We start from the raw sequence: 12,044 nt of genomic DNA, 5'->3' as shown, positions 1-12,044 counted from the left end.
CGGTGCGGCGCGTCAGCGCCTCATCATCGCCGTCAGCGTATCGACGAACTCCAGCGCCAGCCGCGACAGCGGTTCGGTCTGCATATGGAAAATCTGCACTGAGGCATTGACCTTGGTGCGCACCGGCACCGCGACAATATTGGGCCAGGCCGCGCCAAACACGGTCATGGCGTCGACCAGCGCGATGCCGGCGCCGGCCTGCGCCAACGCGCGCGCCACATGCGCCTGCTCCACCTGGACACGCATGTCGGGCTGGTCGCCCTCGTTGCCGAACATCTCATGCACCAGCAGGCCGAACGGGACATCCGGCCCGTAGCCGATCAGGTCTTCGCCGGTCAGGTCGGCCGGGCGCACCCACTTGCGCGCGGCCAGTGGATGCCCTGCCGGCACCAATGCCACGATCGGGTTCTTCACCAGCAGCCGTGCCTCCAGGTTGGGATGCACCAGCGGCATGTTCGACACCGCCAGGTCCACCTGCCCCGACAGTACCGCACGCAGCATATTGCCCGGAATCTGCGTGCGCACCACCACCCGCACCGCCGGGTGCGCCGCGCGGAAGCCGGCGATCGCGCGCGGCAGCACGGTCTGGCCCAGGTTGGGGCTGCATGAGATGCGCAGGCTGCCGGTGCGGTTGGCGGCAAGGTCTTCGGCGATCTCGTTGACGCGCTCGATGCCCTCGTAGACCGCATTCACTTCCCCCAGCAGGCGCCGCGCCTCCGGCGTGGGGTAAAGGCGTCCCTTGGTGCGGCGGAACAACTCCAGTCCAAGGCGTTGCTCGGTGTGCGACATCAGCCGGCTGATTGCCGGCTGCGATACATAGAGCAGCTTCGACGCACCGCTGATCGAGCCGGTCAGCATGACCGCGCGGAACACCTCGATCTGGCGCAGGTTCATTTTCATGGCATTAACCTGATGTTAAGGCTGGCGGACATATAAGCATATGACAGTCAATGGCGCCAACCCTACACTGAATTCCATCGAAACACGCCGGGCCTTTGCAAGGCAGGCACGGCACCACCTTGAAACGCGGCGGCCGCGATGCGGTGCAAGGCGCACCGGCAGTGTGCAGGCATAAACCTGGAGGAAAGGACTGTATGAGCGACATCCATCTCACCTATCTCAACGGCAAGGACATCGCACGCCTGGAGATGACCGACGCCGAGATCCTGGACGCGGTCGAACAGGCGCTGGTGGCGCAGGGCAACGGGCAGACCGTGATCGAGCCGCGCGTGCACCTGATTCCCGACCCCGCCTTCAACGGCCACTTCAATGTGCTGCGCGGCTACGTGGCGCCGCTGGGGCTGGCCGGGGTCAAGATCGTGGGTGACTTCGTCGACAACTACAAGCTCGGCCTGCCATCGGAAATGGCCATGCTCAACCTGTTCGATCCGCGTACCGGCATCCCGGTGGCGATGGTTGACGCCACCTTCATCACCGATGCGCGCACCGGCGCGCTCACCGCGCTCGGCGCCAGGTACCTGGCGCGCCGCAACAGCAAGGTGCTGGGCCATATCGGCGCGCGCGGCACCTCTTACTGGAATGTGCGCCTGCTCGACAGCCTGTTCGATTTCGACGAGATCCGCGTGCACTCGCGCCGACCGGAAAGCCGCAACGCCTTCGCCGCGCGGCTGGAGCGCGATCTCGGCAAGAAGATCGTGGTGACCGAAGACTGGGAATCGTGCGTGCGCGATGCCGACATCGTGGTCGAGGCTTCGCGCCTGGAGCGCCCGACGCCGATGCTCAAGACCGAATGGATCAAGCGCGGCGCCTTTGTCGTGCCCTATGGCACCATGAGCGCAGTCGAGTTGTCGCTGACCGACATCATGGCCAGGCTGGTGGTGGACGACTGGGGGCAGTGCAAGGGGGGCATGTTCGGCTCGCTGCGCGCGCATGTGGAAGCCGGCAAGCTGTCGGAACAGACACTTTATGCCGAACTGGGCGAGATCGCCGCCGGGCGCAAGCCGGGCCGCCAGAGCGATGACGAGACCAACCTGTTCTGGCACCGCGGGCTGTCCCTGAGCGATATTGCGCTGGGCCACGCCATCCTGAAGAAGGCCGAAAGCCGCGGCCTGGGCCAGAGGCTGGTCTACGCATGATCGCCAGCGCCCGCATGTACTCGGTGAGCGCGGCGGCCGGGCAGGCATGGCGTGCACTGCTGGCGCAGGTGGCCGAGCGCGCCGGCGTGGACCTTCCCTATGTCGAGCATGCCGCACCCGCTCCGGTCAGCGCGCTGTGGGCGCGGCCGGATTGCGGCTGCGTGTTCATGTGCGGCTATCCCTTTGCGCGCGCGCCGGTCTCGCCGCAACTGCTGGCGGCGCCGGTGCCGGCGCTGCCGCGCTACGGCGGGCGCCCGGTCTATTTCACCGAGTTCATTGTGCGCGCCGATGCGCCTGAGCAGACGCTGGCGCAGACCTTCGGCGGACGGCTGGCATGCATGCTGCCTGAGTCCAACTCGGGCTACAACGCGCCGCGTCACCACCTGATGCGGCTGGCGCCGGCGGGCACACGTGCGTTGTATCGCGCGACCGAGGTGCCCACGCCGACCCCGCGCGAAGTCATCGCAGCGGTGACCGGCGGACGTGCCGAGGTGGGTGTGGTCGACAGCTACGTACTGGACCTGCTGCGCCGCTTCGAGCCCACGCTGGTGGCGCAGCTGAAAACGCTGGAGGTCACCAAAGCCACGCCGATTCCGCCGCTGGTGGCCGCGGCGCGGATCGATCCGCGGCAGTGCGAGCGCGTGCGTACCGCGCTGCTGGCGCTGCATGAGGACACAACCGGCACCGCGCTGCTCGCCATGCTGGGGCTGGCACGCTTTGCCGCGGTGCGGCCCGCCGACTATGCCGTGTTGCCCGCCATGGCGCGCGAAGCCGACCAGGCGGGATTTGCATTGACCGATGCCGGAGCCGGCGCGGTGGGGGAGCCAGGCCTGATAACCGCCGAATAGGGGAACTGAGATGAAGTCCGCTGTGAATCCCGCTGTAGAGACAGAAACTGCCGTGAAGCCCGCCGTACTGGCAGGCCTGCGCCGTGTGGCGATGCATGGCGTGCTCGCCTGCGTGGCGGCCTGCGCGCCGTGGCTTGCGGCCACTTCCGCGCTTGCCCAGCCGCCGGGCTATCCCGCCAAGCCGGTGCGCATCGTGGTGCCGTTTGCTGCCGGCGGCCCGGCCGACGTGCTCGGCCGGGTGGTTGGCGAGGGCATAGCCAAGGCCATTGGGCAGAGCGTGCTGGTCGATAACAAGGCCGGCGCGGCGGGGAACATCGGCGTCGACATGGCGGCCAAGGCAGCGCCTGACGGCTATACGCTGGTCGTCGTGCCGGTGGGCAATATCGCGGTGAACCCCACGCTGATGCCGAACCTGCCGTACAAGCCGTCGGACCTGGCGCCGGTGGCAATGCTGGCCACCGTCGAGAACGTGCTGGTGGTCAATGCCGCCACGCCGGCCCGGTCGCTGGCGGACCTGCGCAAGCTGGCCACGCAGAAGCCGGGCGAACTGAGCTTCGCGTCGCCCGGCGCGGGCAGCCAGGCCCACCTGGCGGGCGAGTTGCTGCAACTCGACGCCCATATCAAGCTGAACCATGTCCCGTACAAGGGCATCAACCCCGCGATGACCGATGTGGTCGGCGGCCAGGTGACGATGATGTTCGCGCCGCTTTCGGTGGCGCTGCCGTATATCAAGTCCGGCAGGCTGCATGCGCTGGGGGTTGCCAGTGCCAGGCGGTCGGCGATCCTGCCCGAGGTGCCGACCATCGCCGAGCAGGGCTTCCCGAAATTCGAGGCGGTTTCCTGGTACGCGTTGATGGCGCCGGCCGGTACCCCCGCGGAGATCGTGCGCAAGCTCAGCCAGCATGTCGATGCCGTGCTGGCCGACCCCTCGCTCAAGGAGAGACTGGCGACGCTGGGCATGGAGGCGGCGGGCGGCACGCCGCAGCAGCTTGCCGCCACCATCCAGAAGGAAAGCACGCGCTGGGCCGGCGTGATTCGCCAGCGGAACATCACGATCGACTGAGTGTTGATGGCGCTTCGCCTGCCACTTGGCGCACGCGGTGCTGCAAAACAAAACGGGGAGCCGAAGCTCCCCGTCCTTTCAGCGCTGCAGGTCTTCTTCAACCCAGCAGCAGCGCGTCGTCGTCCAGCTGCTCGTGGCGGGTCTGCTCGAACATGCGCAGCAGGTCCGGCACATCCAGCCCCTTGCGCTTGTCGCCCGACACGTCCAGCACCACCTGGCCCTGGTGCAGCATCACCGTGCGCTGGCCGTAGTCCAGCGCCTGGCGCATGCTGTGCGTCACCATCATCGTGGTCAGCTTGCTTTCCTCGACGATGCGGGCGGTCAGTTCCAGCACGAAGGCGGCGGTCTTCGGGTCCAGCGCGGCGGTGTGCTCGTCCAGCAGCAGGATGCGCGACGGCTGCAGCGAGGCCATCAGCAGGCTCACTGCCTGGCGCTGGCCGCCTGAGAGCAGGCCGATGCGGTCCGTCAGGCGGTTTTCCAGGCCCAGGTTGAGCAGGCGCAGTTTCTCGCGGAACAGCTCGCGAGAGGCGCGGTTCAGGGCCGGGCGGAAGCCGCGGCGGCTGCCGCGGGCCATCGCCAGCGCCATGTTTTCCTCGATGGTCAGCGCCTCGCAGGTGCCGGCCATCGGGTCCTGGAACACGCGGGCCACCAGGTGGGCGCGGTCCCATGCGGGCTGGCGCGTGACGTCGGTGTCAGCGATGGTGATGCGGCCCGCGTCGACCATCTGGTCGCCGCTGATCGCGTTCAGGAAGGTCGACTTGCCGGCGCCGTTGGAGCCGATCACGGCCACGAACTGGCCGCTGGGGATCTCCAGGCTGAGCCCGCGCAGCGCGCGGGTCTCGATCGGGGTGCCCGGGTTGAAGGTGAGCTTCAGGTCTTGTGCGCGCAGCATCTCAGGCACCTCCGTTCTTGCGGGCGAACAGCTTCTTGCGGGTCGCCGGCAGCACCAGCGCGATCGTCACCAGCGCGGCGGTGACCAGGTTCAGGTCCTGCGCCTTGAGGCCGATGAATTCGCTGTTCAGCGCCAGCGCGATGAAGAAGCGGTACAGGATGGCGCCCAGCACCACGGCCAGCGTGGTCCAGATCAGGCGGCGTGCCGGCAGGATGGTCTCGCCGATGATCACCGCGGCCAGGCCGATCACGATGGTGCCGATGCCCATCGAGATATCGGAACCGCCCTGGGTCTGCGCGAACAGCGCGCCGGCCAGTGCCACCAGCGCGTTGGACAATGCCATGCCAGCCAGCGTGGCGCGGCCGGTGGGGATGCCCTGGGCGCGGGCCATGCGCGGATTGGCGCCGGTGGCGCGCATCGCCAGGCCCAGCTGCGAGCTGAAGAACCAGTCCAGGCCGACCTTGGCCACCACCACCACCACGAACAGCACCAGCGGGCGCAGCACGTAGTCGGGCATCCACTCGGGTTGCAGGATGGTGAACAGCGTCGGTTCGGTGATCAGCGGCACATTGGGCCGGCCCATGATGCGCAGGTTGACCGAGTACAGGGCGATCATCATCAGGATACTGGCGAGCAGATCCATGATCTTCAGGCGCACATTGAGCCAGCCGGTGATGAAGCCTGCCAGCGCGCCGGCCGCGATCGCCGCGGCGGTGGCCACGAACGGGTCCTGGCCGGCGGCGATCAGCGTCGCGGCCACGGCGCCGCCGAGCGGAAAGCTGCCATCAACGGTCAGGTCGGGGAAATTGAGGATGCGGAAGGAGATCAGCACCCCGAGCGCCACCAGGCTGAAGATCAGGCCGATCTCCAGGGCGCCCAGAAGGGAAAAGAGGGACATGGGGGGAATCCTGTTGCAGGGTCCGGCGTCTGCCTTGGCGCCGGTTTCGGGGCGGGTGGGCCGGCGTGCCCGGGTGGGGCTGCCGGCCGCCTCGCCCTGTTCTGTTCCGCCGGGCCGGGTAGGCCAGGCGGAGCATCCGCCGTCTTGCGGCGGCGGGTTGGCAGGGCTTTGCAGTGCTTACTTGATGACCGTCTTGGCTTCCTTGACCAGCTCCGGCGACAGCGTGACGCCTTGCTTGGCGGCGGCGCCGGTGTTGACGAACAGTTCCAGGTTGTCGCTGGTCTGCGAGGCGATCGCGCCCGGCTTCTCGCCCTTCAGGATGCGCACCACGACCTTGCCGGTCTGGTGGCCCAGGTCACCGTAGTTGATGCCCAGCGCGGCCACGGCGCCACGCTTGACGCTGTCGGTATCGGCGGCGACCAGCGGGATCTTCGATTCGTTGGCGACCTTGACCAGGGACTCATACGCCGACACCACGTTGTTGTCAGTGTTGGTGTAGATCACGTCGACCTTGCCGATCAGGCTCTTGGCGGCCGGGCCGATGTCCACGGTACGCGGCGCGGCGGCTTCCTTGAGCGTCAGGCCTTCCTTGGCCAGCAGCTCCTTCAGTTCCTTGACCACCACCACCGAGTTGGCTTCGCCAGGGTTGTAGACCATGCCCACGGTCTTGGCCTTCGGCACCACGCGCTTGATCAGGGCGACCTGCTTGTCCAGCGGCAGCTTGTCCGACACGCCGGTCACGTTGGTGCCGGTTGCCGACCAGCTCTTGACCAGCTGCGCGGCGACCGGATCGGTCACGCCCGAGTACACTACCGGCACGGTCTTGGTGGCGGCAACCACGGCCTGGGCCGACGGGGTGGCGATGGCAACGATGGCGTTCGGGTTGTCGCCGACAAACTTGCGGGCGATCTGCGCCGCGGTGCCGGTGTTGCCCTGGGCGCTCTGGTATTCCCACTTCAGGCTCTTGTCGGCGTCATAGCCGGCGGCCTTCAGTTCGTCGCGCACGCCGTCGCGGATGGCGTCCAGCGCGGGATGGTCGACGATCGACAGCACCTTGACGGTCTGGGCCTGCACGGCACCGCCGTACAGCAGTGCCAGCGCCACGGCGCCGCCCAGGATGGACTTGGTTGCTGCGAGACCCTTGATGGACTTCATTATCTGTGCTCCCCCGAAACTCGGTTCTGGATTGGATACGGCCGCGGATGGTTCGGTCCGCTGTCCTGGCCCGCGCGCATGCTGGCGTACAGTGCCGGTCCGGGCGGGCGCGGCGGCTTCCTGCGGCTGGAGGGAGCGTGCGCGGGCGCGTCGGATGCGACAGCGATAAGCCTGCGAGGATACCATTTCCCGCGCACGAAATGGACAGTCATCATGCGGATGTGAGGCATCGGATGCCGCCAGACGCCCGCTATCCGCCATCGGGGCGCATTTTATTGCGCGGGATTCATGATTTGCTTGTGGATTACCCCGATTGCGCTGGCCACATCTTCATGCAATTGCGTGTTCCAGGCGTCGAGATTTTCCTCGAGCTGGGCCAGCGTGGTGGCGCCGACGATGGTGCTGGCGGCGAACCAGCGCGAGTAGCACCAGGCCAGTGCCAGCGTGGCAGGGGACAGGCCGGCACTTTTCGCCAGTTCGACATAGCGGGCCGAGGCCGCCATGGTCTCCGCGCGCATGTAGCGCGGGCTCCAGTCGGCGGGGAAGCGCGACAGGCGGCCCCTGGCCCCGGCGTTGAAAACCGGGCTGGCCGCGTCGCCCGCCAGGTATTTGCCGGTCAGTTGCCCGAACGCCAGCGGGCTGTACACCAGCAGGCTGACATCGGTGCGGAAGCACGCTTCATCCAGCCCCTGCTCGAAGGTGCGGTTGACCAGGTTGTACGGGTTCTGGACGGTGGCGATGCGCGGCAGCCCGTGTTGCTCGGCCAGGCGCACGAACTCGGCCACGCCCCACGGGGTCTCGTTCGATACGCCCACGTAGCGGATCTTGCCGGCGCGCACCAGTTCGCCCATGACCTCGAGCTGGGCCTGGATCGAGGTGCACTCGCGCTCATTTTGCGGATCGAAGCTGAGCTGTCCGAAGATCGGCGCATTGCGCGCCGGCCAGTGGATCTGGTACAGGTCGATATAGTCGGTCTGCAGCCGGCGCAGCGATTCGTCCACCGCGGCGCGAATACCCGCCGGGGTCAGGTCGTCGCCGTTGCGGATCCACGGCATGCGGCCCGGGCCCGCCACCTTGGTGGCTAGCACCACGCGGTCGCGCGGCTGGCGCCTGAGCCAGGTGCCGACGATGCGCTCGGTCTGGCCGTAGGTGGCGGCGCTCGGCTTGACCGGGTACATCTCGGCCGTGTCGATGAAATTGATCCCGCGCGAGAAGGCGTAGTCCAGCTGGCTGTGGCCTTCGGCTTCGGTGTTTTGCTCGCCGAAGGTCATGGTACCCAGGCAGATGCGCGAGACCTGCAGGTCGCTGCGGCCGAGTCGGATGGTTTCCATGGCGGTTTGCGTGTCGTTGGCGTGCGAGGGGCTCAGCCGCGCAGCGCCGCGGCGCAGTCGCGCACCAGCGCCGGGCCGCGGTAGATCAGGCCGCTGTAGACCTGCACCAGCTTCGCGCCGGCGTCGATCTTGGCGCGCGCATCGGCGCCACCGAAGATGCCGCCGACGCCGATGATCGGCACCGCGTCGCCGACCACGCCGTGCAGCGCGCGCACCACGCGGGTCGATGCTTCAAATACCGGGCGGCCGGACAGGCCACCGGCTTCCTCGGCGTGCGGCAGGCCCTTGACCGCCTCGCGCGAGATGGTGGTGTTGGTGGCGATCACGCCATCGATCCTGTGCCGTACCAGCGCGTCGCCGATATTGCCGATCTGGTCGGCATCCAGGTCCGGTGCGATCTTCAGCGCCAGCGGCACATAGCGCTTGTGCTGGTCGGCCAGGCGCTGCTGCGCGTTCTTCAGCGTCGACAGCAGGCTGTCCAGCTCGCTCGCGCCCTGCAGCTGGCGCAGGTTCTTGGTGTTGGGCGACGAGATATTCACCGTCACGTAGCTGGCGTGCGGATAGACGCGCTCCAGGCAGTACAGGTAGTCGTCGTTGGCGCGCTCGATCGGGGTATCGGCGTTCTTGCCGATGTTCAGCCCCAGCACCCCGCCCTCGGCCTTCCAGCGCGATGCCCGCACGTTGGCGACGAAGGCATCGACGCCGCCATTGTTGAAGCCCATGCGGTTGATCAGCGCATCCGCCTGCGGCAGCCGGAACATGCGCGGGCGCGGATTGCCCGGCTGCGCGCGCGGCGTGACCGTGCCAACTTCGACAAAGCCGAAACCCAATGCGGCCAGCCCGTCGATATAGGCCCCGTCCTTGTCCAGCCCGGCGGCCAGCCCGACCGGATTGGGAAAACGCACCCCCATGACCGTGCGCGGATCCTCGGCAATCTTGTTGCCGATGCAGCCGCCCAGGCCCATGCGATGGGCGCGCAGCAGGTTGTTCAGCGTGAAATGGTGGGCGTCCTCGGCATCCATCGAGAACAGGGCGGGGCGAAACAGGGGGTAGAGCGCGTTGAGCACGTGGCAGGCGGCCGGCGGGGCGGCGCAGAAGTCAGGACCAGGCCGGCATTGTAGCGGCTGGGCCGCCTGCCCGCGCGGACCGGCCGCGGGTTCCGCCTACTCGTGGGTGGCCGGCGGAGCCGGGCTGGCCTCGGCGCCATCCCCGGCTCCGGCTTCGTCCTCGAACGCGTGCCAGTGGTTGCCGGTCAGCACCTGCAGCGGCCGGAAGCGTGCCTTGTAGGCCATCTTGCGGCTGTCGGCGATCCAGTAGCCCAGGTAGAGATGCGGCAGGCCCAGCTCACGCGTCTGGCGGATCTGCCACAGGATGTTGTAGGTGCCGTAGCTGGCGTTGCGTTCGAGCGGATCGTAGAACGTATAGACCGACGACAGCCCGTCGTCGAGCACGTCGATCATGCTGACCATGCGCAGGCGCCCGGCCTCGGGCGAGCCCGGCGGATCGCGGAATTCCACCAGGCGCGAGTTGACGCGGCTCTGCAGCAAAAACTGCTCGTACTGGTCGCGGCTGTCCTGGTCCATGCCGCCGCCGGCGTGGCGCATCGACTGGTACAGCAGGTACAGCGAATAATGCTCTTCGACGTAGGTCAGCGGCGCCACCAATGCCTGCAGGTGCTGGTGGCGGCTCCAGGCGCGGCGCTGCGAGCGGTCCGGCGTGAACTGGTCGACCACCACGCGGCACGGCGTGCAGGCGTGGCATTCGTCGCAATACGGCCGGTAGGTGAAGATGCCGCTGCGGCGAAAGCCCGCGCGTACCAGGCGCGAATAGACATCGGCGTTGATCAGGTGCGCCGGGGTGGCCACCTGGGAGCGTGCCATGCGGCCCTCGAGATAGCTGCAAGCGTAGGGCGCCGTGGCGTAGAACTGCAGCGCGGAGAGCGGTAGTTCCTTCAGCTTGCTCATGACTCAGGGGGCTCCGGGCGGGACGGTGCGGCCCAGCGCTCCAGCACCGATTTGTCGAACCGCCACGGACTGATCGCCGGCTGTGCCGTCGCCGCCCGCACATGGGACACGAACTGCGCGCGGGGGATCGGGTGCGCACCCAGCGAGGCCAGGTGGTCGGTTTCCTGCTGGCAGTCTATCATCGCCACGCCGTGGTTGCCGAGGAACGCGCACAACGCCGCCAGGGCAATCTTGGAGGCATCGGTGCGGTGCGCGAACATCGATTCGCCGAAGAACATCCGTCCCAGCGCCACGCCATACAGGCCGCCCACGCGCTCGCCGCGATACCAGCTTTCGACCGAATGGGCCATGCCGTTGCCGTGCAGCGTGCCATATGCGGCAATGATGTCGTCAGTGATCCAGGTGCCGTCCTGGCCGTCGCGCGGCGTGGTTGCGCAGGCGCGCATCACCGCCAGGAAGTCGTCGTCGACGCGGATCTCCCAGTCGGCATCGCGCAGCACGCGCCGCAGCGTCTTGCGCAGGTTGACCGAGACGCGCAGCGCCGGCGGGGCCAGCACCATGCGCGGGTCGGTGCTCCACCACAGCACCGGCTGGCCGCTCGAATACCACGGAAAGATGCCCTGGCGATACGCCAGCAGCAGCCGCTGGGGCGACAGCTCGCGGCTGGCGGCGAGCAGCCCCGGGGCCTCGGAATCAGGCCCGAGCGCGTGCTCTACCGGGGGAAACGGATCTTGCGGGTCCAGCCAGGCAATCATGCGGGCTGCGCCGGAGGGCGATGCGCGGCAGGCCGGCCGCTCAGGGGGTAACCGTGGCCCGGCTGGTCAGCGGGCGCATGGGTTTGTCGATGTCCAGGCTGTGCAGCCGGAAGCTGCCGTCCTGCAGCCGGCCGGCGGCGCGGTCGGCAAAAAAGCAGCGCAGCGTGTGGATCACGGTGGGGAAGGCCAGTTCATCCCAGGGCACATCGGCTTCTTCCACCAGCTTGACCTCCAGGCTTTCCTCGCCCGGGGCGATATCCAGGTCGTCCAGCGTGGCCAGGTAGAACAGGTGCACCTGGTGCACATGCGGCACGTTCAGGATCGAGAACAGTTCACCGACCTGGACGCGCGCGCCGGCTTCTTCCAGCGTCTCGCGCGAGGCCGCCTGCGCGGTGGTCTCGCCAATCTCCATGAAGCCGGCCGGCAGGGTCCAGAACCCGTAGCGCGGCTCGATCGCGCGCTTGCACAGCAGGACCTTGTCCTCCCACACCGGGATCGTGCCCACGACGTTGCGGGGATTGACGTAGTGGATGGTGCCGCAGTTGTCGCAAACGCTGCGCGGGCGGTTGTCGCCGTCAGGCACGCGCAACACGACCGCATGACCACAGTTCGAGCAGAATTTCATGAGGGGCGTCCGGGAGGAATGGCGAAAGTGTATCACCCTCGGGGAGGCGGCCGGCAGCGGTGATTGGGGCAGTGGGGCGCCAATGGGCAGCGCCGCCTGATGCGGCAGCAGAGGCTGCCATGCAGCCACCAGCGTGGCGTGCCGGCTGCCGGGTTGCAGCACAAAACAAAAAACCCGCCAGTGGCGGGTTTATCTGCTTTGACGGTGCCGCGCATGATATGCATCATGCGGTTGGTTGCGGGGGCAGGACTTGAACCTGCGACCTTCGGGTTATGAGCCCGACGAGCTGCCAACTGCTCCACCCCGCGTCCGTCGAAGAAAAGATTATATGGCACCCGGTTGCGCAATGCAACACCTGATTGAAAATACTTTCCTGCGGTGCGCATCGCCGCCTGCCATAACGATTAGATCGCCGGC

At 67.5% G+C, this 12,044-nt stretch carries 12 protein-coding genes and 1 tRNA gene; 3 read left to right on the top strand and 10 right to left on the bottom strand.

Going from position 1 to position 12,044, the window contains the following annotated elements; genetic code table 11:
- Window positions 1–12: 12 nt before the first annotated feature.
- A complete protein-coding gene (locus ACZ5MJ_RS11640) occupies window positions 13–900 on the bottom strand; it encodes a LysR family transcriptional regulator (protein ID WP_464219467.1) in 888 nt (295 codons plus the stop codon).
- 194 nt (window positions 901–1,094) lie between these two features.
- Here ACZ5MJ_RS11640 and ACZ5MJ_RS11635 point away from each other — a divergent pair, with 194 nt between their 5' ends.
- From ACZ5MJ_RS11635 to ACZ5MJ_RS11625, 3 genes are all read left to right on the top strand, one after another.
- Window positions 1,095–2,096: an ornithine cyclodeaminase family protein gene (locus ACZ5MJ_RS11635; protein WP_464219466.1), complete on the top strand. Its 1,002-nt coding sequence runs from the start codon at window positions 1,095–1,097 to the stop codon at window positions 2,094–2,096.
- Window positions 2,093–2,944 carry a phosphate/phosphite/phosphonate ABC transporter substrate-binding protein gene (locus ACZ5MJ_RS11630; protein WP_464219465.1) on the top strand — a complete coding sequence of 284 codons (852 nt, stop codon included), beginning with the start codon at window positions 2,093–2,095 and terminating at the stop codon, window positions 2,942–2,944. Before ACZ5MJ_RS11635 ends, ACZ5MJ_RS11630 begins: the two co-directional genes overlap by 4 nt.
- Window positions 2,945–3,035: 91 nt before the next feature.
- On the top strand, window positions 3,036–4,007 hold the full coding sequence (locus ACZ5MJ_RS11625) for a Bug family tripartite tricarboxylate transporter substrate binding protein (RefSeq protein WP_464223707.1): 972 nt from the start codon (window positions 3,036–3,038) through the stop codon (window positions 4,005–4,007).
- A 97-nt stretch (window positions 4,008–4,104) separates the two neighbouring features.
- Here the strand turns inward: ACZ5MJ_RS11625 and ACZ5MJ_RS11620 are convergent, their stop codons facing one another.
- The 9 genes from ACZ5MJ_RS11620 to ACZ5MJ_RS11580 form a co-directional block, all read right to left on the bottom strand.
- Entirely contained in the window at window positions 4,105–4,899 is a 795-nt protein-coding gene (locus ACZ5MJ_RS11620) for an ABC transporter ATP-binding protein (RefSeq protein WP_464219464.1), read from the bottom strand.
- Window position 4,900: 1 nt separating this feature from the next.
- Window positions 4,901–5,797 (bottom strand): ABC transporter permease, encoded by an 897-nt coding sequence (locus ACZ5MJ_RS11615; protein ID WP_464219463.1) that lies wholly within the window; start codon window positions 5,795–5,797, stop codon window positions 4,901–4,903.
- 177 nt (window positions 5,798–5,974) lie between these two features.
- Window positions 5,975–6,952, bottom strand: a complete 978-nt coding sequence (locus ACZ5MJ_RS11610) for an ABC transporter substrate-binding protein (protein WP_432259892.1) — start codon at window positions 6,950–6,952, stop codon at window positions 5,975–5,977.
- Window positions 6,953–7,224: 272 nt separating this feature from the next.
- Window positions 7,225–8,283 (bottom strand): aldo/keto reductase, encoded by a 1,059-nt coding sequence (locus ACZ5MJ_RS11605; protein ID WP_464219462.1) that lies wholly within the window; start codon window positions 8,281–8,283, stop codon window positions 7,225–7,227.
- Window positions 8,284–8,315: 32 nt separating this feature from the next.
- Window positions 8,316–9,350 (bottom strand): quinone-dependent dihydroorotate dehydrogenase, encoded by a 1,035-nt coding sequence (locus ACZ5MJ_RS11600; protein ID WP_464219461.1) that lies wholly within the window; start codon window positions 9,348–9,350, stop codon window positions 8,316–8,318.
- Window positions 9,351–9,446: 96 nt separating this feature from the next.
- On the bottom strand, window positions 9,447–10,247 hold the full coding sequence (locus tag ACZ5MJ_RS11595) for an arginyltransferase (protein WP_464219460.1): 801 nt from the start codon (window positions 10,245–10,247) through the stop codon (window positions 9,447–9,449).
- Entirely contained in the window at window positions 10,244–11,002 is a 759-nt protein-coding gene (gene aat / locus ACZ5MJ_RS11590) for a leucyl/phenylalanyl-tRNA--protein transferase (protein WP_464219458.1), read from the bottom strand. Before aat ends, ACZ5MJ_RS11595 begins: the two co-directional genes overlap by 4 nt.
- A 40-nt stretch (window positions 11,003–11,042) precedes the next feature.
- Window positions 11,043–11,627, bottom strand: a complete 585-nt coding sequence (locus ACZ5MJ_RS11585) for an NUDIX hydrolase (RefSeq protein ID WP_035815703.1) — start codon at window positions 11,625–11,627, stop codon at window positions 11,043–11,045.
- 232 nt (window positions 11,628–11,859) lie between these two features.
- A tRNA-Met gene (locus ACZ5MJ_RS11580) sits at window positions 11,860–11,935 on the bottom strand.
- Between the last annotated feature and the right edge of the window lie 109 nt (window positions 11,936–12,044).

It is taken from the genome of Cupriavidus sp. LA-1 (assembly GCF_055385985.1).
Note: the sequence above shows the minus strand (reverse complement) of the source record. Positions and strands in the feature narration are given on the sequence as shown.

What these genes read in the sequence shown, in the direction of transcription:
- ACZ5MJ_RS11640 (WP_464219467.1), bottom strand. Translation starts at nt 900, where the DNA reads ATGAAAATGAACCTGCGCCAGATCGAGGTGTTCCGCGCGGTCATGCTG.
- ACZ5MJ_RS11635 (WP_464219466.1), top strand. Translation starts at nt 1,095, where the DNA reads ATGAGCGACATCCATCTCACCTATCTCAACGGCAAGGACATCGCACGC.
- ACZ5MJ_RS11630 (WP_464219465.1), top strand. Translation starts at nt 2,093, where the DNA reads ATGATCGCCAGCGCCCGCATGTACTCGGTGAGCGCGGCGGCCGGGCAG.
- ACZ5MJ_RS11625 (WP_464223707.1), top strand. Translation starts at nt 3,036, where the DNA reads ATGCATGGCGTGCTCGCCTGCGTGGCGGCCTGCGCGCCGTGGCTTGCG.
- ACZ5MJ_RS11620 (WP_464219464.1), bottom strand. Translation starts at nt 4,899, where the DNA reads ATGCTGCGCGCACAAGACCTGAAGCTCACCTTCAACCCGGGCACCCCG.
- ACZ5MJ_RS11615 (WP_464219463.1), bottom strand. Translation starts at nt 5,797, where the DNA reads ATGTCCCTCTTTTCCCTTCTGGGCGCCCTGGAGATCGGCCTGATCTTC.
- ACZ5MJ_RS11610 (WP_432259892.1), bottom strand. Translation starts at nt 6,952, where the DNA reads ATGAAGTCCATCAAGGGTCTCGCAGCAACCAAGTCCATCCTGGGCGGC.
- ACZ5MJ_RS11605 (WP_464219462.1), bottom strand. Translation starts at nt 8,283, where the DNA reads ATGGAAACCATCCGACTCGGCCGCAGCGACCTGCAGGTCTCGCGCATC.
- ACZ5MJ_RS11595 (WP_464219460.1), bottom strand. Translation starts at nt 10,247, where the DNA reads ATGAGCAAGCTGAAGGAACTACCGCTCTCCGCGCTGCAGTTCTACGCC.
- aat (WP_464219458.1), bottom strand. Translation starts at nt 11,002, where the DNA reads ATGATTGCCTGGCTGGACCCGCAAGATCCGTTTCCCCCGGTAGAGCAC.
- ACZ5MJ_RS11585 (WP_035815703.1), bottom strand. Translation starts at nt 11,627, where the DNA reads ATGAAATTCTGCTCGAACTGTGGTCATGCGGTCGTGTTGCGCGTGCCT.